General features: G+C 60.3%; 18 protein-coding genes and 2 pseudogenes. 7 read left to right on the top strand and 13 right to left on the bottom strand.

All coding sequences use genetic code 11. The annotated features are described in order from the left end of the window. Nucleotides 1-91: 91 nt before the first annotated feature. Nucleotides 92-625 (top strand): annotated as a pseudogene (locus IWX77_RS16210) (transposase); the annotation flags it as partial. Between the two features lie 281 nt (nt 626-906). Here IWX77_RS16210 and IWX77_RS16215 read toward each other — a convergent pair. From IWX77_RS16215 to IWX77_RS16245, 7 genes are all read right to left on the bottom strand, one after another. Then, on the bottom strand, nt 907-1797 hold the full coding sequence (locus tag IWX77_RS16215; protein WP_196845587.1) for an NAD(P)-dependent oxidoreductase: 891 nt from the start codon (nt 1795-1797) through the stop codon (nt 907-909). After that, nucleotides 1794-2489 (bottom strand): DAK2 domain-containing protein, encoded by a 696-nt coding sequence (locus IWX77_RS16220; RefSeq protein ID WP_327012263.1) that lies wholly within the window; start codon nt 2487-2489, stop codon nt 1794-1796. Before IWX77_RS16220 ends, IWX77_RS16215 begins: the two co-directional genes overlap by 4 nt. Next, the gene (locus IWX77_RS16225) at nt 2452-3420 is read right to left on the bottom strand and encodes a dihydroxyacetone kinase subunit DhaK (protein ID WP_327012262.1); all 969 of its coding nucleotides are present in this window, start codon (nt 3418-3420) and stop codon (nt 2452-2454) included. The genes IWX77_RS16220 and IWX77_RS16225 overlap by 38 nt, the downstream gene beginning before the upstream one ends. 56 nt (nt 3421-3476) lie before the next feature. Continuing rightward, the gene (locus IWX77_RS16230) at nt 3477-4478 is read right to left on the bottom strand and encodes an ABC transporter permease (protein WP_196845589.1); all 1002 of its coding nucleotides are present in this window, start codon (nt 4476-4478) and stop codon (nt 3477-3479) included. Between the two features lie 134 nt (nt 4479-4612). Continuing rightward, on the bottom strand, nt 4613-5614 hold the full coding sequence (locus IWX77_RS16235) for an ABC transporter permease (RefSeq protein ID WP_327012261.1): 1002 nt from the start codon (nt 5612-5614) through the stop codon (nt 4613-4615). A gap of 41 nt (nt 5615-5655) precedes the next feature. After that, the gene (locus IWX77_RS16240) at nt 5656-7086 is read right to left on the bottom strand and encodes a sugar ABC transporter ATP-binding protein (RefSeq protein ID WP_327012260.1); all 1431 of its coding nucleotides are present in this window, start codon (nt 7084-7086) and stop codon (nt 5656-5658) included. Nucleotides 7087-7241: 155 nt separating this feature from the next. Further along, nucleotides 7242-8276, bottom strand: a complete 1035-nt coding sequence (locus IWX77_RS16245) for an autoinducer 2 ABC transporter substrate-binding protein (RefSeq protein ID WP_196845590.1) — start codon at nt 8274-8276, stop codon at nt 7242-7244. 399 nt (nt 8277-8675) lie between these two features. Between IWX77_RS16245 and IWX77_RS16250 the strand changes: the two genes are divergently transcribed. Then, a complete protein-coding gene (locus IWX77_RS16250; RefSeq protein WP_196845591.1) occupies nt 8676-9425 on the top strand; it encodes a DeoR/GlpR family DNA-binding transcription regulator in 750 nt (249 codons plus the stop codon). Nucleotides 9426-10070: 645 nt separating this feature from the next. Here IWX77_RS16250 and IWX77_RS16255 read toward each other — a convergent pair. Together IWX77_RS16255 and IWX77_RS16260 are read right to left on the bottom strand one after the other, a co-directional pair. Next, complete coding sequence (locus IWX77_RS16255) at nt 10071-10412, bottom strand: hypothetical protein (RefSeq protein WP_196845592.1); 342 nt, start codon at nt 10410-10412, stop codon at nt 10071-10073. A 451-nt stretch (nt 10413-10863) separates the two neighbouring features. Next, on the bottom strand, nt 10864-11259 hold the full coding sequence (locus tag IWX77_RS16260) for a hypothetical protein (protein ID WP_196845593.1): 396 nt from the start codon (nt 11257-11259) through the stop codon (nt 10864-10866). Between the two features lie 1483 nt (nt 11260-12742). Here IWX77_RS16260 and IWX77_RS16265 point away from each other — a divergent pair. The 3 genes from IWX77_RS16265 to IWX77_RS16275 all read left to right on the top strand — a co-directional run bounded on the left by IWX77_RS16265 (nt 12743) and on the right by IWX77_RS16275 (nt 15823). After that, on the top strand, nt 12743-13117 hold the full coding sequence (locus IWX77_RS16265; protein ID WP_196845594.1) for a DUF7793 family protein: 375 nt from the start codon (nt 12743-12745) through the stop codon (nt 13115-13117). Between the two features lie 369 nt (nt 13118-13486). After that, nucleotides 13487-15025, top strand: a complete 1539-nt coding sequence (locus IWX77_RS16270; RefSeq protein ID WP_196845595.1) for a putative bifunctional diguanylate cyclase/phosphodiesterase — start codon at nt 13487-13489, stop codon at nt 15023-15025. Between the two features lie 141 nt (nt 15026-15166). After that, the gene (locus IWX77_RS16275; protein ID WP_327012259.1) at nt 15167-15823 is read left to right on the top strand and encodes a class I SAM-dependent methyltransferase; all 657 of its coding nucleotides are present in this window, start codon (nt 15167-15169) and stop codon (nt 15821-15823) included. A gap of 205 nt (nt 15824-16028) precedes the next feature. Here IWX77_RS16275 and IWX77_RS16280 read toward each other — a convergent pair. Beyond that, nucleotides 16029-16319 (bottom strand): annotated as a pseudogene (locus tag IWX77_RS16280) (recombinase family protein); the annotation flags it as partial. 44 nt (nt 16320-16363) lie between these two features. On the opposite strand from IWX77_RS16280, the gene IWX77_RS16285 reads away from it, so the two are divergent. After that, the gene (locus IWX77_RS16285; RefSeq protein ID WP_196845597.1) at nt 16364-17974 is read left to right on the top strand and encodes an alkaline phosphatase D family protein; all 1611 of its coding nucleotides are present in this window, start codon (nt 16364-16366) and stop codon (nt 17972-17974) included. A gap of 402 nt (nt 17975-18376) precedes the next feature. Here IWX77_RS16285 and IWX77_RS17290 read toward each other — a convergent pair whose 3' ends face one another. Beyond that, entirely contained in the window at nt 18377-19003 is a 627-nt protein-coding gene (locus IWX77_RS17290) for a transposase (protein ID WP_334353680.1), read from the bottom strand. Further along, on the bottom strand, nt 18894-19403 hold the full coding sequence (locus IWX77_RS17295; protein WP_327012264.1) for a hypothetical protein: 510 nt from the start codon (nt 19401-19403) through the stop codon (nt 18894-18896). The genes IWX77_RS17290 and IWX77_RS17295 overlap by 110 nt, the downstream gene beginning before the upstream one ends. 350 nt (nt 19404-19753) lie before the next feature. On the opposite strand from IWX77_RS17295, the gene IWX77_RS16295 reads away from it, so the two are divergent. Beyond that, entirely contained in the window at nt 19754-20989 is a 1236-nt protein-coding gene (locus IWX77_RS16295) for an IS110 family transposase (protein WP_196845598.1), read from the top strand. Nucleotides 20990-21272: 283 nt separating this feature from the next. Here IWX77_RS16295 and IWX77_RS16300 read toward each other — a convergent pair. After that, a partial coding sequence (locus IWX77_RS16300) for an aldo/keto reductase (RefSeq protein ID WP_196845599.1) occupies nt 21273-21728 on the bottom strand: 456 nt, incomplete at its 5' end.

Genomic DNA, 21728 nt, shown 5'->3' on the forward strand with positions numbered 1-21728 from the left:
TTGGCCCCCGGCCACGCGACAGCCCGGCGCTCGAAGGCAATACCGGTGGCCCCCGCAGGCAATATTCAGTGGCCCCTAAACCCTCAAATACTCAGTGTTTCACGGCGCGGCCTGGCAACGCTGCCGAGTGCATTTCATGCGAAACGTGCTCTCCATCGTCCCGCGCGCCAGCCAAGACATGGTCGCCGCGGTCATACGCACCATCTTCGCCCAGCCCGACGCCACGCACATCCAAGCCCAGTTCGACGAGGTCACCCGGATGCTCGAGGGCACCCACCCCAAAGTCGCCAAGATGCTCCACGACGCCCGCGCCGACATCCTCGCGTTCTGCGGGTTCCCGCCCAAGCACTGGCGCCAGATCTGGTCGACAAACCCGATCGAACGATTGAACAAGGAGATCAAACGCCGCACCGATGTCGTCGGCGTGTTCCCCAACCCCGCGGCCCTTCTCCGCCTCGCAGGAGCAGTCCTCGTCGAGCAACACGACGAGTGGGAGGCCGGGTCCCGCCGCTACCTCTCCGAAGACTCCATGCGCCAGCTGGACGCCTTCAACGCCGCACTCACGAGCCCTGACGCCAGCGCCCTCACGGGGGTGATTCCCATTCCCGAGCTCAGTGCTGCATAATCAAATCAGCTGACCCGCACGGTGACGATGAATTACACCACCCGGCGGGACGTGACCCGAGTTTTTCTATAACTGTGCCTTTATCTGGTTGCCACGCTTAGTTAGGCGTATCTTCGCCTCGTACAGGGTGCCGTCTTAAAGCGATGCCTCGGCCCACGCGATGTTCGCGTGGGCCGAGGCATCGTGATCGAGGATCACGCCCGACTAACACTTGCAGTCGAATCTCAGAGACCACAGATTCCCTAGCCCGTGGCTCTCGAATCGTGGTTCCGGTCGAACATCTATCTGACGGAAAGGGAAACTCCCGACTCCGCAGCGAGCGCTTTAATCAGGGCAGATGCATTCTGCTCCGACCAACCAGCTTCCATCGCGGCGTTCACGTAGTGAGCCGCGGCGGTCACGCTGGGCACCGCTGCTCCGAGGCCCGACGCAAAGTCTTGGATGAGGCCAATATCCTTCTGCATCAGCTTCAGAGCGAATGAAGGTGCGTAGTCGTCAGCAAGCACGGCAGGGCCGACGCCATCAAAGATCGGCGAACGGAAATCGGTCACCTCGAGCACCTCGAGCACCTTCTGTAGATTCAAACCTGATTTAGCGGCTAACGCGAGCGACTCCCCCAGTGCCAGCAGCTGGGATGCAACAACGAGATTGCCGACGAGCTTCATGCGAACGCCGGAGCCCCCAGGGCCCATGAGGTGAACCGTCTCGCTAATCGGCTCCAAAACATTTTTGGCCTCATCAAAAACGTCAACGTCGCCACCGACCACTATCCAGAGCCCACCACTGTTTGCCTCGCCGCGGGAGCCGAAGACAGGCGCATCAAGAAAGCGAACGCCGTTCGCCTCATAAGCCTCACGCTCGGCCGCACTGGCCTCAGGGCTAATCGTGGACAGGTCGATGACGATCGAGCTGCTGTCAACGACGGAGGCGAGACCGCCTTCTTCGAGCACGACAGCGCGAACGGCCGCGTCATTACTCAGGCAGTACATGACGATATCGGCCCCCTTCACAGCGGCGGCGACGCTGGGCGCAGAGGTCGCACCCGCGGCTATGGCTTCTGCAATGGGAGGCTCCGACCGGTTCCAGACAGTGACTTTGTGTTCAGCGGAAAGCAGGTTTTTCACCATGCCTAGCCCCATGGTTCCGAGGCCAAGGAATGCGATTTCTGTCATTTTGTGAGCTCTCCTGTTGCGGCTACGACTGCCGGTGTATTCGTGGACTTCCAGGACTGTAAGAATCTGAGGAATGCCGTTGCACCCGGATCCTGAAGGCCAATGCTGCGCTCTTGGAGCCACGACGCCCGGCCTCGGCGGGACTGGAGATCCTTTGACGCGACCACCCCGGCCTCAGCTGCGCAGATCGCAGATTCGAGTGCATCCGCTCCTTGGTCAGCATTCAGTAGGGCCTCCGCGGCTGGGAACATTGCGTCGAGAATCGTTTTGTCGCCGATTTTCGATTTGCCTCGCTGGCTGATGGACTCCGCCGCCGCTACAGCAAATTCGCCAATCTGATCGCCCGCGATAGAGGAAGACTTACCCCAGACTTTCGAGCCAGCGAGCAGGGCACCGGCAACAAGAGCCGCCATGGTCGACGGATTTGCATTGGCAAAAGCCTTGGCACAGGCCAACACAACCTCTGCAGGAGTGGAGCCAGACGGAAGCGCCGCCAGTGCCTCTTCAACGGCTGCGGCGCCCAGCGAGACAGTGATGCCGAGGTCGCCGTCTCCGAGGGCGCGGTCGAGCTCGCCCAATTCATCTGCGTGGGTGGTGAATTCCCCGAGACAATTGCGAATCGCGGTGCTTAGTTCATTGCCATTCATGTTTTGCTCACGCTTCCTTGAAAAATGGTGATTCAGCAGGCGCATTGAGCAGAGCAAGACGCTCGTCATTCAGCGCAAGCAGAGAAATTGATGCTCCGGCCATTTCCAGGCTGGTTGCGTATTCGCCGACATAGTTTTTATCAATAGTGATGCCCTGCTCGGTGAGCAATTGGTGCACGCGCCGGAACAAGAGGTAGAGCTCTTCGAGTGGAGTTGCTCCCATGCCATTAATAAGCACTGCAACGCGGTCTCCCTCGCTTATTCCGAGATCTGCCACTAGGCGTTCGGTCAGGATTTCCGCTATCCGGTCTGCCGTTTCGACTGCTCCACGATGGAATCCGGGCTCGCCGTGAATCCCGATCCCCACCTCCATCTCACCCTCACCGAGGTCGAAACTTGCTTTTCCCGTTGTGGGCAGAATCGTCGGCGACAGACCGATGCCCATCGTGGCGGTGTTGTCGATGATGTCTTCCGCTACTGCCGCGACCTGCTCGAGTGAATCTCCACGCTCGGCTGCAGCGCCGGCGGCCTTGAAGGCGAACATGATCCCGGCCACGCCGCGGCGGTCTGCAGAACGTTCCTTGGGCTGGCTTGCCACGTCATCCCGTCCAACCGCGGTCAGTGTGGGGATTCCTTCGAGTTCAGCCATATCGGTCGCGAGGTCAAAGTTGAAGACGTCGCCGCCATAGTTGCCGTATAGGTACAGCACCCCCGACCCTCCGCTCACCGCTTTGGTCGCTTCCAGAACCTGAGCGGACGAGGGTGATGAGAAGACGTTTCCGATGGCCACCCCGTCACACAGGCCGCGTCCTACATATCCCTTGAAGAGGGGAAGGTGTCCGGATCCGCCGCCAGTGACAATACCAACCTTGCCGGCGACCGGGGCGTCAGCTCGCACGAGCACACGACGATCGTCTCCAGGGGTTTTGAGAAGGCCGGGGTGGGCCAACAGGATTCCCTCGACGAACTCGTCCACGAAGACGCTGGGCTCATTGATTATCTTTTTCATGTCTATTTTGGTCCTTTTCCAGCTCAGGTTCGTATCAGGGAGGTTTCAGAAGCCGGGATATCAGCGCCGGGTGGAGAGTTCGTCTTGCGGGGCCGTTTCGTTCGCGTTGACGTGATCGAGTCGAAGATCATGACTGCGATCAGGATCACACCTTGGGCGATGGCGTACTCGTATGAGGAGAGTCGAATTGCGGTGAATCCGCTCGACACCACCTGGAGCGTGAGGGTTGCAAGCACGACGCCGAAAACCGATGCAAAGCCACCGGTGGGATTCGTTCCTCCAAGTACCGCGATGACGATCACAAGGAGTACGTACGACGACCCGTAATCGGCCGACGCGGTAGGGTTTCTCGCCAGAAACAGCACGCCAGCGAGGCCCGCGAGCAATCCTCCAACGACGTACGTCTTCATGAGCACCGCGCGCCGGGGAATTGCCGAATAGCGCGCCGCAACGGGATTTGCGCCTTCCAGCTGAATCATGCGGCCCAACGCTGTGCGATTCACCAACATAGCTACCAAGACTGCGGTGATCACGAAGATGATGAACAGTGCAGGAACATTGGCGACGGCCGCTTGACCAATTGAGCCAAGCAGACTTGGTGCCCCGTAGAGAGTCGAGCCACCCGTCCAGACGATTGCAATCCCGTTGTAGATCTGCATTGTGGCCAACGTCGCCAGAATAGGCGTAATGCCCACAACGCTCACGAGGAATCCGTTGAAGGCGCCGCCGAGCATCCCCGCGGCGATTCCTGCAAGCACGATGAGAAATCCAAGATTATTTGCGAGATCCGGGTCGCTCGCGGCTATTGCTGTGTGCAGTGTCGAGATGGTGATTGCTGAGAAATTGGCAATAGCCACCAGGGACAAGTCGATGCCGCCGGTGAGCATGACGAGCATCATTGCGATTGCGATGATACCAATTTCGGGTGCCGCAACAGCAATATTTTGAAGATTGATCGGACTCAGAAATACTCTCGGGTTGAGAATCGTGAATAGGGCGACGGCAAGAAGTAGCGCGACAACCATTCGCCCTGCTCCACGCTGGGCGCCGGTTGGACGCACCAGACGCCGTGTCCAGCTTCCAACGTGATCGTTGAGATGCCGAAGGGACTGCGGGTTCGAGGAAGATGATCCATCGCGCGGACGTGGTTTGGGACCCATCAGGCCGTCTCCTGCTCTTTCTTGAGCTCGGTGTCGAGATCTTGGATAACTCGCATACGTCGCGCGTCTCTGCGGGCAGCGATGGCTTGGATGCCCACGCCAACGACAAGCAAGACGCCGACGGCGGTTCGCAGCCAGGCACTCGGCACTCCCACCAGCAGGAGACTGTTTTTGATGACCTGCACAAGAAGTACCCCGAGCACAGTGCCAGTTACTGATCCTCGTCCTCCAAAGATGGCTGCGCCACCGAGAATTACGGCGGCGATGATGTCGAGTTCACCTCCAACGAGGTCACGTGGGTTCGCGCTTCGGCTCAGCACAATGTGGATAACTCCTGCTATCGCCGCTAGTGCTCCGACGAGCACGTAGACCGAGATCTGCGTACGTTTGACTTGAAATCCAGCTCGCCTCGCAGCTTCGATGTCACCTCCAATCGCGTATAAAGAACGCCCGAACATCGTTCGCTTCAAGACCCACCCAACAGCTAGGCACAGTAGAAGGACCGGAACGACCAAGACATGCAAGTAGGCGCGACCCGTATCCGTTGTGACGTCGAATAGGTTGCTTGTGGCCAGTGCCGCCATCGATCCCGGCAAGTCCGCGTAATATGTGGCTCCCACGTAGGTGTACATCGCGCCGAAGAACACCCCTTGGGTGCCGAGCGTCACGATCAGCGTGGGCAGGCTGAATCGAGCAATCACGATTCCGTTGATTAACCCAAGGAGTGCGCCAACTCCGATTGCGATCGCGAAAATTCCTGGAAGACCCGGGTCAAAGCCGGCGCTGAGGCAGAAACTTACCGTGGAATAGCCGGCAAAGATCGCGATTGCAGCGAACGAGACATCAATCCCTCCGGTAATCACGACGATGAGAACGCCGAGTGCAAAAATCACCGGCACGATCGAACTTCGCAGTATCGAGAACCCCGTGTTTAGAGTGAAAAACGTCGGGTTGGCGATTGACATCGCTACAATGAGCCCGAGGAGCACAAGAGCGAGCACGCCCTCATTGTTTGAGCCTCGCAGCTTCCGCCACAGATCCATCAGGCTGACATCTTTTCTTGAATCGTGTCCACTGAGATCTGATCTCCTTCGAGAATGTGTGTCAGGCGGCCATTCTTGATCACCAGTACGCGGTGGCACGAGGCCACAAGCTCGGGTGCGTCATCGGAGATAATGATCACCGACATACCTTTGGCTGCTTGAACCCTGAGTAGCTCGAGAATCTCCTCCTTGGAGCCGATGTCCACACCCACTGTTGGCCCGTTGAGCATCAGGACTGTCGGCGCGGTCGCCAACCATTTCGCGAGGACCACGCGCTGGGCGTTTCCGCCTGACAACGTTCGAACTGGTGCCTCTGCGTTCGGCGCATTTATTTTCAAGCCCACGAAGAAGCGTCTGATCGTGGCCGCGGTCGCAGTGCGACTCAGGGTGCCCCATCGAGTTCGGTGATCGTCAAGTGACGCGGCAACAATATTGTCGGCAATGGATTTATTCAGGAAGAGGCCCTGGGACAGGCGGTCTTCGGGAACGTAACCAATGCCAGCTCTAACTGCGTCCTGAATCGTGCGAATAGCAACAACGTCACCGGCGACCCGGATCTCGCCCTCATCAGCCGGGATGACGCCAAAGAGCGACTCAGCAATCTCCGTACGGCCGGATCCCAGCAGGCCTGTCACTCCGAGAATTTCGCCCCGGTGAAGCCCAAAGGAGATGTCACGATAAGCACCGGCTAGGGACAGATTGGTTACTTCGAGAGCAAGCGGTGCTGCCAAATCGAGCTCACTCACCACACGTGATTCATCGACTTCGCGCCCGGTCATATGATGAGAGATAGAGCGCTGATCAAAATCAGCCGTCGGCCCACTCACGACCCGCTTACCCGAGCGCATGATTGTAAGCCGTTGGGAAATGGCGAGCACCTCCTCAAGTTTGTGCGACACAAACATCAAGGCGACACCTCGTGTTCGAAGGCGCTCCACGAGAGCGAAGAGTCGACTAACTTCCGTGTGCGTGAGAGCCGTCGTCGGCTCATCCATAATGATGGCGCGTGCATCGTTGACGAGTGCGCGGCAGATTGCAGTGAGTTGTTTGTCGGCAACCGAGAGGGTGCCGACTTCCCGATCGAGATCAAGATCGAGATCAAGTTCCTGAATGATCGCCTCTGCTCGCGGGCGAATGGAACTTGGCGAGTACAGGCTTCGTCCGCCCGCAACTTCCGCGGTCAAAACGATGTTCTCGGCGACAGTCAAATTCGGAAACAGCGAGAAATCTTGATAAATGACTTGAATGCCACCCTGAATAGCAGCATGCGCATTGATCTGTGAGAACGAAACACCGTCAATGATGATCTCGCCCGAGTCGGGACGCTCGGCACCCGAAATAATCTTGATCAGGGTTGACTTGCCACAGCCGTTCTCACCGGCGAGGCAGTGCACTTCGCCGGGGATCAGGTCGATGGAAACGTCAGTCAAGGCAGGGACTCCACCGAAACTCTTATTGATTCCTCGGGCCGAGACGAATGGAGTCGTCGTCTGAGAAATGGGCGTGGAAGTCAAAGCAAAACCTTTCTAACAGAAGCGCTGGGGCGCGCATACTGCTGATTGCGCGCCCCATCAGATTCGAACTACTAGAACTTGTACTTGGCAGCCGTCGCCGCGTCAGCGGCTACCGAAGCCGCGCCAACGAAGACGTTGTCGTAGCCATCCAACTTCTTGAGGGAGTTGTAGCCCTCAACGCCGAGGTCGGTGCCCTCTTCGATGGTTCCACCGTCGGCAAGGATCAAGGCGATAGCGAGCTGTGCCTCGCCGGCGAGAGCCGGGTCCCAGAAGAAGATCTTGTCGATGGAGCCATCGGCAAGGTACTGGTTAGCGACGGAGGGGATGGAAGTTCCCATCACGCATACCTGATCCTCCAGGCCGGCTTCCTGCACCGCACGGGCGATTCCGGGAACATCGTTTCCGGCCGATCCCTGAAATCCAGCAATGTTCGGGTACTTAGCCAAAACTTCCTTGGCACGCTCGTACGCCGTGCCCTGGTCATCGGTGCTTTCGATCGGCGTTTCGACACGCGTCAAGCCCGGGAAGTTGGCCATCTGGTTGTCGTAGGCAGCTCCGACCCACTCCATGTGAGTCTTGGCGGTGAGGCCGCCAACAAACTGCACATATTCGCCCTTTCCGCCCATGCATTCTCCGAGATTGTCCATGATCTCAGAGCCGTACGAGGCATTGTCGAACGCCTCAATGTCGGCGTCGACGTTGGCGATACCCGTTGCCTCGTGAGAGACGACGATGATGCCCTGATCCCGTGCCTGCTTGAGAACGGATGTCAGCGCCTCGGGCGAGTTGGGCACCACAGTGATGGCAGTTGGCTGCTGCGCAATGAGGTCCTGGACGATTTGAACCTGCTTCTCGGGGCTGACATCATCCGCGCCCTCTTGGCGCGCGTCGATTCCGGTTCGTTTCGCGAAAGATTCGACGCCGACCTCCATCCGCTGGAACCACGGAATGGTTTGGGCCTTGACGACCGTGACCATAACCATGTCCGCAGGCGCCGACGAAGCGTCTGCCCCACTGCCAACGCTGCCCACTGATGAGCATCCAGTCAGAGCGAGAGCTGCTCCGACGAGTAGTGCCGTGCCCCGAAGGGCGTGCTTGTGATTCATTCCGTTAACTCCTTTGTGAACGCTTCGTGACTCGGTCACGATCGGGGCGGCACGTCTGCAATGCGCGCTATTCGAGGAACATATCTTCAATTCACTCTTCCCGTCAAGCAATAATGAGCAGAAAATGCGCAGTTTCACGCAATAATCTGATTTCTGGGTTCGTATCCCACGCGATATTGCGGCGCATTTACTTTCTACTGCTCACATAATTGCTGATAGTGCAATAAATCCGAAGGGATTCTCAGGCACTACGGACGATTCTGACTTCAAGCCGGAAAATCTCTAGAGCTCGCAGTGCGCGTTTTAGTCCGGATTGTGCGTGTTTTCGCGCATGAACCTTTACAGTGGGGTTCTAGCGCAGCTAGCATCCATAGGAAGAGCTTCAAAGGAGATTCGCGTATGTCCAGACAGCTAGAAATTGCTGAGATTCTGAAAACTCAGGGTTTCCAGTCGGTCAACACTCTTGCCAAGCGTTTTACAGTCACGGCCTCGACGATTCGGCGCGACCTTGACCGTCTCGAAGCGATGGATCTCATACAGCGCACTCACGGCGGTGCAATCCCTGTTGAGTCAACTGAACCTTCGGGCCATTTCACAGATCCGCTGCATCTCGAGGAAAAGTCGGCCATTGGTAAAGCCATGGCAGATCGCATTCTGGACGGTCAGATAGTGCTGCTCGACGGAGGCACGACAACACTTGAGGTCGCCCGTCATTTGACAAAGCGACGCCTGACCGTGGTAACGAACGATCTCGGCGTCGCCATGGAAATCGCTCAGAAGCGATCGGCACACTTAGTCTTCATCGGCGGTGAGTTGCTCCCCGACGTATACGCGATGTGGGGGCCGGCCTCTGTGCTGCAACTGTCGAACTTGAGAGTTGACGTTGCCGTATTCGGGGCGGACACCGTCTGCGACGACGGTCTTTACCACTTGAGCAGCTACGAAGTTGAACTGAAACGGTTGATGCGATCCATCGCGAAAGAGGCGTTCTTCGTTGCGGACAGCTCCAAATTCGGTCGTGAGGCACTTTTCAAGGTTCTCGAGGTCAACGATTTCACCGCCGGCATCACTGATAACCTTCTTGATCCGCTTCGCGCCTCGCAATTTCCCATCCCAATTATTCAGGTAGGAAGAAACAGTACCCCCTGATCGTGGCTTCGCTCGAGTGTCGCTTGCGATGAACGGGAGTGTCTCAGTAGTGGTCCTCCCGGCCTGTCACGTTGGACTTCAGTCACGTGATGATCTTGGTTCAAGAACTTGATATTGCCCATCGACTACCCATCACGATCACCCCGGGCCGACCCAAGATGACGAGATACATTCAGTTCAAATGAACCGTCCGGTTCCCTGCAAATACAAGGGAATCCGCCAGTTTCCGAGACATTCGGTGACATTCAGAAATCGCTCTGATCATGCAAGGGGTCGCAGGTTCAAATCCTGTCAGCCCGACCGTAGGGCCGTTCGCGAAACTGTTCGCGAAACTGGCCAGAGAAAGAACAAAGAAATCGTTCCTGAGGAATCTCAGGAGCGATCTCTTGTTTCTGGAGCGATTGGGGCGGGAGGACTTTCGCGGCGGGTGGTCTTCGCTTGTTGCAGTCGTTGCGAGAGCCTCGATACCGGTTTTCAGGCGCACCGGATTATTCGGTGCGCCTGGGTTCGCCCTCTCGTACCGTGTTTGTGTGCCGGTGGCGGCTAGGTTCGCCGGACCGGACCGCCACTTTCATCGAATGGCGCTGGCTTCACTTTGTTAAGTCGGGTGACACCGACCGCGTACGTCTCGGTGAACGCGTTGCGTCATTCGCAGTCACGGCGGCGGCTACGGCGACAGACGAGCTTCCCGGCGGGTGCACCGAGTATTTGCGCCTCAGCGTCAGCCCTCATTTTTTCGCTGAGGAACGCGGCAATTTTACGGAGGTTGAAGTTGGTCAGCAGGACCTCGACGATGATTTGAGCGGCTCCGAATCCGCGGACACGTCGACGGCTTGCGGACTCGATGTCTTCGGTGCCGCCGCTTTTGATGTGTTGGTTCAGCGACTCGATGAAGTTGTGGGCGTAGGTGTGGAATTCGTCCCACTCCGGGGTGCCGTAGTCGAACGCTTGCTTCTGCCGACGCATCTTGGCGGTGTCGAGCGACACGGGATTCCTTTCGATCAGCGCTCATCTGCGCGTCGTGGTGGACCGCGCACGGGTTGCGCTGGACCCAGCACTAGAGGGGCGCTAGTTCCTCTGCGCGGCAAGGTGCTCGAGACACCAATTGCCGCTCCGCCGAGCCAGGAGTATCTGGCGCGCAGACCTAGCGGACGCATTTAGGTGGGTTCATCTCGGGCGATCGAGACTCGCTGAGTCCGCCATCCGACCAATGCGTCCCGCCACACCTAGGTGGCCGCTGCACTCATTCAGATCCGCAAGCGTGATAAAACTCGCTCGACCGGCTTCGACGACAACAGCCTTTCAATCAGTGACCCTGCCGATCGCCCCCCACTCGCCGGGGTGTGATCATTACCAGCTGAGGCGGAGGAAAATCCGCAGGCACCTGGAAGAACCAGAACGATGTTCGGGGTCGAGGGTAGCGCTGCGTCTGGAACGACTAGCAGAACGCGGCGTCGAGGGCCTGGATCGAGCCCTTTATGCCGCTCTTCGTTTCCGGATTTGCGACCGCGCTGGCGACCAACTCGCGCAACTTCGTTCCCACCTCCGTTGTGGCCGACCGTGTCGCCAGAGCCCGTTGCGCCGACTGCGGGTTCCAGCTATCCACGTTCGCACTCGCAACCTCCGCAGAGACCTTACAAACCAGCTTCGCCTCGTCCGAATCGGCCAGCTCCTTCGCGGCCGTCTGAGCCGTTCGGAGCGCGTCATCGGCGAGAGCCTCGCCCTGCGAAAGTATGCGAATCACATCGTCGATGCTTCCCCGGGCCGCGCAGCTTGATAAAGGCACGACCACGACCAGGGCAATGGCAACCGCGACTGCACGCGAGAGCAACATGAGCTCACTTTGGCCCATTTTCGGGTCGTACGTCAAGGGGACAACGGAGGCGTGGAGTCATGCCCACCATGACGCGCTCGAGCGACTCGTCTCACGTGTTACTGCGGCGTGGCCGAGCGACGAGCAGACTCAGCCGTCGTGAAGTGCCAGAGACAACTTTCACGACAGCGTCGGTGAGGTTGTCGTAACGGTGTGCCTCGTCGGGATGCCACCGATGCCCTCCAGGCGCGCATCACTCCGGATCCGGACGCACACTTCCACCCGACACTGTATCCGAACCTCACCCTTGAGCAACGAAAGCACCTTGCGACAACGGTGAGGGGGGCTGCCTTAGATTGCCCCAGACACCCCGAAACAGCCGAAGTCGGTCCCGCTTAGAACGAGTATCCGGCGTCGATATGAGCGCGTGCGCGCCAGAAATGCCCGCGAAGTAGTCGGGACGACCGGAAAACTCAATTCGAATCCAATCAGCCAAGCGGATGGTTCAGGTCCCGTTAGAACGCCTAATCGGACGAGACTTTCTGCAGAATCCGAGACAGCCAAGAAGCCGCCGGACTTTTCGGCTTCCACTATCCTGTGTCGAGATTCCCGAGGCCCCGAAGCGGCGGGGTGTGCCCAGAAGGAACCTGAGTGCTAGCTTGCAGCTAGCACTCCTCACAAGAAGAGGGAACGTCAGGGTCGACGCTGGAAACGAGAACGCAACCAAGCTTCTGCTCTACGTCACTGGGCTAGTCCCGCCGAAGTCAGACGCGCTCCTCCACAACATGGCGAATGCGCACCCCGGACAGTGGCTCGTTCATCAACACGACCACCGCCTGAAACCGTGAAGCCGGCAGAAGAAACTCGAGGCAGCCGTTGATACGATGGGCGCCGACATCGCGACGCGCGTGCGGGTCCAAGAGAACAAGACTGGGACGGACGTCGAGGAGGTTTGTCTTGTCGGGTTACAGTATCGGCGGGCTCCTGGTCCGGGCTGCGTATCTGACATCTGGTGGTTGGTAGCAAGTTTCGTCTGGTGACGACGTTCCATGGGCGCCGAAAGTCAGGCGCGTAAGGCTCCTCGGCTCGCCCAACGCCGGCTACCGGCGGGAGAACATGAAGTGGTACCTCCGAGTGCTTCTTTTCCTCTTGGGACCATTCGCCAAGCTCACTCTTAGGCCACTGTGTATCAGGGTTATTGGATCACCAACCTCCGCCCCCATTGGCTCAACGCCTTCGATGCGATGGGGGCATCGGCGCCTCTCACCGTGAACGTCATCGGTGGGAAGGACGGTCTCGTCACCGCCGACGACACGCATGACGTCCCCGTCATGCCACGAATGGTCGATCTCACCACTGGTGGAGCCGACCACGCAGGGCTCGTGGGCACCGACGAATCGCTTGATCCCGAGTGTCGATGTGCCGTGAGAAGTCGATGAACCCGAGTACCTTTAAGCACAGTGGCTGAACGGTTCGGCGGCGTACTCAGGGGGAAGGCGTGGTCGTGGATCCTGTTGCTGCGGAAGGCGCAAAGGTAAGTCTTGAACTGAGCGATGGCGGGCTTCTCCATCTGCGCTGGCTGCCCGGGGCCCACATTCAGGTCGAGGATGCCCGGGCCGCGATGGCGAAAGTCAACGAGGTCTGCCAGCAGAAACAACATGCCATGCTCGTCGATATGACAGCAGTCGGTTCGGTTAGCCGCGAGGCCAGGGCTGTCTGGTCCATTCCCTGCAGCGCCTCACGCATTGCTCTGTTAGGTAAATCACCTGTAGACCGGGTCCTGGCGAACTTCTTCCTCGGTGTGCACGTCCCGCCCTGTCCGACTCGTTTTTTTACATCGCGCAGCGAGGCCGTAACCTGGCTTAGTACCCGTGCCTGAGCCCCGGGACATGCTGCCTGCCGCGCTGAGGGGAAAACCGCGCGTCTGTGCTTTGAGCGGGGAACCGGCGGCGGCAGTCCCCGGCGCGTTCCGACCGCTACGATGGCCCAAGCACGGGGGCATCCTCTTGGTCCGGGCCGGCCAACCGGCAGGGTTCCTGACCGCCCGTCGGGCGGGCAGGCGGCTTCGCACGGGTACTCCTGTTGGTGGAGTAGCGACAGGGGCCCACACATCGGAGACTGCTGGTGATCAGAGGATTCAGGACGTGAGGACAGATCGATTCAGGGCGACCCTGGGGCAGGTGCCAGTTCTTCAGTCGGGGTGTGCACGGGGCCGGACTTCCCGTTGCGGATTGCACTGTTGGATCATATGAGCTCGGGAGAAGGCGTTGAGGACCCGCGCCTGCAGCAGTTGGTGGAGGGTATTGTCCGGTTGGCTGCCGGTGAGCTGGACACACGCATGCAACCTTCGGAACATAGGGATGACATCGATGCTGTCATCACGGGCGTCAACCTGCTCGCGGAGGAACTCGACTATATTTATTCGGATCTGGAACAGCGGGTTGCCGACCGTACCGCCATGTTGCGGCGAACGCAGGCTGAGCTGGAACAGATGGCCAAAACGGATGCCCTAACGGGCCTTGCGAATAGGATCCTGCTCAACGAGCGGATCCAGGAGGCCATCCTGGCCAGTTCGGACAGCGGAAAAGCCCCGGCCGTGCTGGTGCTGGATCTGGATTCCTTCAAGGCCATCAATGACACCCTGGGCCATGGTGCCGGTGACGTCGTGCTGGTCGAGGTTGCCAAGCGTCTCCGGTCCGCCGTCAGGGCCGCCGATACCGTGGCACGTCTGGGCGGGGATGAATTCGCCGTCGTCATCACCGAAGCGACGAAAGAGGAGATCCTGCACATTGCGCACCGCATATCGGAGCAGCTGCAGGACAGCGTGCGTGTCGGAACCGAAACGGTCTGGGCGATGGCCAGCATCGGTGTGTGCATCGGCACGCCGGGGTATCCGGCCGAGGCGCTGATGCGCGATGCTGACATCGCCATGTATCAGGCGAAGGCGCAGGGTCGCAACAACGTTCAGCTCTTCCACCCCGACATGCTCCTCGCTATCCGGGAACGTTCACGCATAACCGCCGAACTGCGTAGCGCTGTTGCCGGAGGCGAACTGGCACTACGGTACCAGCCGGTGGTCGAATTGGCCTCGGGCAGGGTCATAGGCATCGAAGCCCTCCTTCGGTGGCATCATCCCGTACGCGGAATTATTATGCCGGACAGCTTTATCCCCATCGCGGAAGAAACCGGCCTGATCCTGGAGCTGGGGCGGTGGGTGCTGCATGAAGGAGTCACCCAGATGAGTCGCTGGAACGAAACCGCACCCGACCTGACGGATTTCCGTCTGCACATCAATCTTTCCGCCGCCGAACTGCTTCGCAGCGATCTGCTGGAGGATGTCAGGGATACGCTGGACAGGCACCACGTGGCTCCGCGGCGTTTGGTTTTGGAGATTACCGAGACCGTGTTGATGTCCAGGGGAACGACCGAAGAACAGGTCTTGGGCGGGCTACGAGACCTGGGCGTAGGGCTGCAAATTGACGATTTTGGTACCGGCTATTCGTCAATCAGCTATCTCCGGTCGCTTCCCGCGGACACGGTGAAGGTCGACCGTTCCCTGATTCAGGACATAGGCACGGACCCGCAGCAGCAGAAATTCGTTGCTGCCATTCTTCAGCTGATTTCCTCTGCGGGACTGAAAGCAATCGTGGAAGGCATCGAAACCGCCGAGCAGGCGGTCCAGTTGCAGGCCATGGGTTGCCTTTACGGGCAAGGCTATTACTACAGTTACCCGCTACCGCCCGCGAAGGTACTGGATCGGCTCCGGAGTTCCGCGCAGCGTCAGTAGAGTTAGGATATGTCAAAGCTTTGGGAACGGATGCTGCTTGTTCCAACAGTAGTACGCCTCGCTTCCCGGGCTCCGAGGGACCCGGCGGCCGGGTGGGATGGGTACTGGCGTGGGATCCACACCACAGGCAGGTCCGGAGACGTGCTGTGGGATTCCGGATCCCAGACCGAGCATGCGCAGTACTCCGACGCCGTCGTCGCCCACTTTGATCCGGCTCTTCCGGTGATTGACGTCGGGTGTGGCAACGGAACCCACACCCGCTGGCTTGCGGGTCTTTTTCCAAGCGTGCTCGGCATCGATGTTTCCACCGGCGCGGTCGAGTTGGCGAGGAGGGAAGCTGCAGGCCTCCAGAACGCCGATTTCATGGTCATGGATGCTGCGGGAGCAGGTGCGGGAGAGCACCTGTTGGAGCGGATGGGGCCTGCCAACGTTTTTGTCCGCGGAGTCTTCCACGTCCTGAAACCCGACAAGCAGGCCAGCTTGGCTGCCAACCTACGAACCGTCATCGGAAGCAGCGGCCGGCTGTTCCTCGCCGAAACCAACTTCCCCGGAAACAGCCTCGCCTACCTGCAGCAGCTGGGCGCCACCCGGCGAAGCATGCCCCGGCAGTTGCAGAGCGCCTTGGAAAACCTGCCCCGCCCCGGGCATTTCGGCGCCCAGGAACGGCACAGCACATTTTCGGATTCGGACTGGCAGTTGATCGCGGACGGGCCGGTAAACATCGAAGTGGTCCCGATGAACTCCACCGGTCTTTCGCAGCAGGTGCCGGGATATTTCGCTCTTCTGGCCGGCGCCTGAATTTCATTCTTTCGGAATCCTGGAGCATGGAATCCTGGGGCATGAAGTCTCGGGTGGAGTTGTTCGCGTGGATCCGGTGTGGTGCCCGCGTGGAGGGCCTCTCAACTCGTGAGCTGGCCTGACGGCATGGTATCGGCCAGCCGACGGTGCGTTCAGAAATGAGCGCACGCTCGAACTCAGCCAGAGCGGCGACGATCCCGAAGATGAGCTTCCCGGAGGCGGTCGTGGAGTCAATCGCTGAGACCACACCGGTGAGCACCTTGAGACCAATACCGCGTTCGCTGCGGTCCTACACCGTGTTGACCAGGTGACGCAGGTCACGGCCGAGCCGGTCGAGCGTCCACAGCAGAAGCGTGTCTTCTCCTCGCAGCGCCGTCAGGCAGGCCAGCAGCTGGGGCCGATCGTCCTTATTCCCTGATGCCTGGTCCTCGTCGAGCTGGTCTGACTCGACGCGGGCGACCAGGAGCGCGTCTTTCTGCCTTGCCTCAAAGTTCATACCGGAGTCACTGTGCGTTTACGCAGTGCGGCAATGGTCGAAACATGATTGATTTCAGCCGCCGCTCCATGTTCACCGTCGCTATCGCCGCTGCCGGCCTCGCCTTCGCCGCGCCCGGTGCGGCCCCAGCCGCGCGTCCCACGGCTATCCCCTTGGTCCGGAACCGCCTGACCTTGCTCAGCGGGATATCCACGGGCGACGTCACGACCAACTCCGGCGTGCTCTGGTCCCGCGCGTCCGGACCGGGCCGGCTGGTCGCCACCCTGCGCGCGGTCGACAATGGCGGGTCGCCGCTGTCGGGTGGCCGCCTCTTCGAGCGCGTCTTGCGAGGCAGCCTGGCCACCGAAGCCACCGACTTCACAGCCAAAGTCCAACCTCGGAACCTCCCCTCCGGAACGCATTTTGCCCTCAGCCTCCAATTTGAGGATGCGGACGGGAACCTCGGTGAGGCCGCGCAGGGCTCCTTCAAAACGGCACCGGGCCAGGGCCAGCTCAGCAGTAACTTCGCGCTGCGCCGCCAGAGTTTTGTCTGGACCGGTGACACCGCCGGCCAGGGGTGGGGCATCAATGAGGAGATCGGTGGCATGCGTGGTTACGCCGTGATGCACGCCACACGACCGGACTTTTTCATCCACTCGGGGGACACCATCTACGCGGACGGCCCCATTCAGGCCCAGGTGACCGAACAGGACGGAAAGCTGTGGCGGAACATCGTCACCGAGGAGGTGTCCAAGGTGGCCGAGACGCTGAACGAGTACCGGGGGCGCCACCGCTACAACCATCTGGACGCCAATCTCCGGGCCATGTACGCCGAGGTTCCGGTGATCGCCCAATGGGATGACCATGAGACGCACAACAACTGGTATCCCGGCCAGATCCTGACCGATTCCCGCTACACCGAGCGGCACGTTGACGTTCTGGCCGCCCGGGCCCGTCAGGCTTGGCAGGAGTACCAGCCCATTGCCCAGCTGACCGACGGCAGCACCGGGTTTGAGCCGGCGCGCATTTACCGCAAGATCTCCCGGGGACCGCAGCTGGACATCTTCTGCCTGGATATGCGCACCTTCAAGGACACCAACACCGACGGCAAGGAGGCCCAGCAGACCCACATCCTCGGCCAGGAACAGGCCGACTGGCTCATCCGAGAGGTGCGCCAGTCCACGGCCACCTGGAAGGTAATCGCGGCGGACCTGCCACTTGGCATAATAGTTCCGGACGGCCCGGTGGACCAGGAATCCCTGGCCAACCGGGACAACGGGGCCCCGCTCGGCAAGGAGCTGGAGATTGCGGGCGTGCTCTCCGCCTTCAAGCGCCACCGGGTCAAGAACGTGGTCTGGCTCACCGCCGACGTCCACTATTGCGCGGCGCACCACTATTCGCCGGAACGGGCTGCCTTCCAGGACTTTGACCCGTTCTGGGAGTTCGTGGCGGGGCCCATCAACGCCGGCAGCTTCGGTCCCAACCAGATGGACGGGACCTTTGGCCCCAGCGTGGAGTTCTCCAAGGCCGGCAGCTACGCCAACGAGTCACCCCGCAGCGGCGAAAACCAGTACTTCGGCCACGTGGATCTTGGAGAAGAGGACGTGTTTTCTGTAAGTCTGCGAAACGCCAACGGCGCGGTGCTCTGGAGCAAGGAGCTCCACCCCGAGCGCTGATATGTAGTGGGTTTTGTCAAGTGGGCATTTTTGAGCGGCGCCCGTGATGATTGTTGTTCGGATTCTGTGACGGGGCGGGAGTGCTCTTTTCCCGCCCCGTCACAGAATCCGAGAGACTGAAATCTCGGGTGCTGCGGAGAGGGGCTGTTCGCCGCGGCCGGAGTGTCGAGCGTGTCGTATCGACGCATGGTCAGGCTGATATACGCGGGTTGGTTACCGCAGGGCGAAGTGTTCGGCTGGAGCGGTGCCGCTGGTCTAGAAATCGGGCGTCGCACGATTGCGCGTGCTGCTCATAGCGCTTAAGCGGGTCACTCCACATGTTGCCGGCATTTCGACCACGGCGAACAGCGGTCTGGAGGTTATTGGTCCATGGTGGCCACGGACCAGCACCAACCGGCCAGTTCACGGGCGATGGCGACGTTGGCGATCACGGGACGTTTCTTTTGAACGTCGAAGTGGATCCACTGCTGATGAAGGCGTTCGTTGCCGGCTGTTGACGCCGGCTTGCCCGTGCAGCCGGACGTCCTCGGGAGCTTTCTCCCACCGTGCCTGCAACACCGATCGGGTGGTCGGACGGTAATCGCGGCGGTGGTGCCACGCGGCTTCGACCAACAGCCGTCTGGCATGCGAGTTCCCGGTCTTGGTGATCCCTCCGAGTTGGCGTGTCTGGCCTGACGAGTATTCCGATGGGACCAACCCGAGGAACGACCCGATCGTTTGGCCGGTGAACCGGTGCCAGTTTGTGATCTCCACCGCCAGGGCGAACCCGGTCAACGGGGCTATTCCTCGCAAGCAGCCCAGCCGGTTCACCATCGGCGTGAATTGAGAATCTGCGGCCATAAGCTCGATGGCTCTGTCCAACCGGTCACGGCGAGCCACCGTCTGAACCACCGCCTCATACGACGCGTCGAACGCCATCTCAAACGCGAGGTCCCCCGTTCGGTGGGACCGTAACCAGCGGTCGTGTTTGCCCGTCCAAGCGGCACCGTCGGAATACACGAAACCGTGCCGCAGCAACAGCTTCGACATCCGATGCCGCGCACTCATCAAATCCTGCCGGGTATCTTCCCTTGACCGCACCAAGTCCCGTGCGGCTTCTTCCTCGACCGTGGGGACATGCAACGACGGTGATGTCGCCCACGTGCAGCAGCCGAGCCAACTGGAACGCGTCCCGAGCATCAGTTTTGACCCGGTCACCCGTGGGCCGCTGCAACTTCGACGGCGCCGCGACCAGACAGTCAATCCCCGCACCGACGAACAAACGAGCCAATCCGAAACCCGTCGGACCGGCCTCATACGCGACCGTCTGCGGACCCGGCAACGATCTCACCCAGCCCAGAACCTCGACCAGGTCGGCACTGAACTTTCGATGGATGATCTCGCCGGTGCGGCCGTCAATGGCGCAACCAACGATTGTTCGGGCGTGCACATCCAGCCCAACGAAACTACGATATGTAATCAACTGGGGCCTCCAAATTCAACTGTGGATAGCAGCCCAGCGACGCTGTCGCTCCGTGGGGCTGGAAAATATCCGCCCGGTCACGTTCTTAACGCCTCTGGTGCGGTGCCTTCTGGCGGCGGATGATGGTGGGGTCTGTTGCGGTTGACGCCGGTCCGACCTTGGTGCGGATTTGAGCCTGCTGGTTAGCGTGGCGCGGAGGACCCCACGGGAACCGTGGAGTGTTGCCTTGAGCACGAGTGTTAGATTCCAGATTCATCCTGTCCTCCCCGCAGCAGACCCACCGAATATTGGGAACGGAGCGTTAGGAGGAACATGTTATGGATGTGGTGTACGACCGTGCGGTCGGTATCGATATCTCCAAACGGGACGCGAAAGTCTGCGTCCGACTACCCGGCCAACAAGCCGGAACTTTCACCACCACCGTCACGACGTGGGGGTCGACGACGAACCAGATTCTCGCTCTTCGGGAATTCTTGGAGGCGCAGAAGGTGAGCGTGGTCGTGATGGAATCGACCAGCGATTATTGGAAACCGTTCTATTATCTGCTGGAAGAATCGTTACCGGTGTTGCTGGTGAATGCGAAGAACGCCCGGAACATCCCGGGACGTAAAACCGACGTGTCCTACGCGCAGTGGCTGGCGCAACTGGCCGCCTACGGGCTGCTGCGGGCCAGCTTCGTGCCGCCGGAGCCGATCCGGGTGCTGCGGGATTTGACCCGGGCGCGAGCGTTGACGGTGCAGGACCGCACCCGCCAGATCCAGCGCCTGGAGAAGTTCCTGGAGTCCTCCGGCATCAAGCTCTCCTTCGTGGTCTCGAATCTTCTCGGGGTGTCCTCCCGCATGATGCTCGATGCCCTTGTCGCCGGAGAGCGGGATCCGCAGGTGTTGTCCGCCCTGGTGCAGCGCAGGCTCAAAGCAAAGATCCCGGAGCTCATCGAAGCCCTCAACGGGCGTTTCACTGCTCACCACGCGATGATGGTCCGCGCGCACCTGAAACAGATCGATACCTTCACCGAATGCATCGACGCCTTCACCCTCGAAATTGAGGCGGCGATGGAACCTTTTCAGGCAGCCCGGGACGCGCTGGAGACGATCCCGGGAATCTCCACCCGTATCGCTGAAGTCATCATCGCCGAAACCGGCGGCGATATGGGCGTGTTCCCCACCGCCGGCCATCTGGCGTCGTGGGCCGGCGTCTGCCCGGGGTCGAACGAGTCCGCTGGCCGGGTGACATCCAGCCACATCCTGCCCGGGAACAAACACCTCAAAGCCGCCCTCGGCATCGCCGCGATGGCTGCAGCCCACAGCAAAACCAGCTACCTGGCCGTGAAATACCGCCGCATCGCGGCCCGCCGTGGCCCAATGAAAGCCGTCGTCGCCCTTGAACACACCATCCTCACCGCGGTCTGGAACATGCTCACCACCGGCGAGATCTACCAAGATTTAGAACTCGACCACTACACATCCCTGAACCCAGACCGCCTCAAGAACAGAGCACTCAAGCAACTCCACAACCTCGGATACGAGGTAACGATCACCCACGCAGCAGCGTAAGTCACCTTATTTTCGTAATTAGGCCCACTTTCCACCGGTTGGCAACCCACGTCTATTTGAATCGAGGCCCCAGCCCAAAAGACGAGCGGACACTCATATCGTCTAGCCCCAGCATCGCGGTCCGCCCGCCGTTGTCGTATCAGACGGCCCGGTCAAGGACCTGAACTGAACACCCCGACTGCGCAGCTGACCGACAATGGCCACCAGGTCGTGAATCTGGGCGGGAGTCAGCGATTGAGGGGCCTTCCGGTGGCGGGGATCCGCATAAAGTAACGGCCGGGGTTCAGCGGCCGCCGGGCAGTCGGCGGTCGCGCTGCGCGAGCGCCGCGGCGCCATAGGGGTAGTCCGAGACAGCCGGGGCGCTGACCTCGCTCAACCGCTCCAGCTGCATCGGGCTCAGCGCCACGGATGCCGCGGCCAGGTTCTCGCTCAATTGAGCCACCGTGCGCGCCCCGAGTACCACCGCTGTCACGCCCGGCTGCGCTTCGAGCCAGGCCAGCGAGACCTGCCCGCTCGTGGCACCGATCTCCGCGGCCACCGCGGAGACGGTGTCGACGATCGTCCAGGTGCGGTCGAGTTCGTTGCGCGGCAGCCATGCTTCCATGCCGCGCTGCGGGTCTTCGCCGAGACGGGTCGCGCCGGTCGGATCCACGTCGCGCTGGTATTTGCCGGTGAGCCAGCCGCCGCCGAGGGGCGACCAGGGCAGCAGTCCGAGGCCGGCGTCGAGGGCGGCGGGCAC

This window comes from Cryobacterium sp. CAN_C2, assembly GCF_015751745.1.
Lineage (GTDB): Bacteria > Actinomycetota > Actinomycetes > Actinomycetales > Microbacteriaceae > Cryobacterium.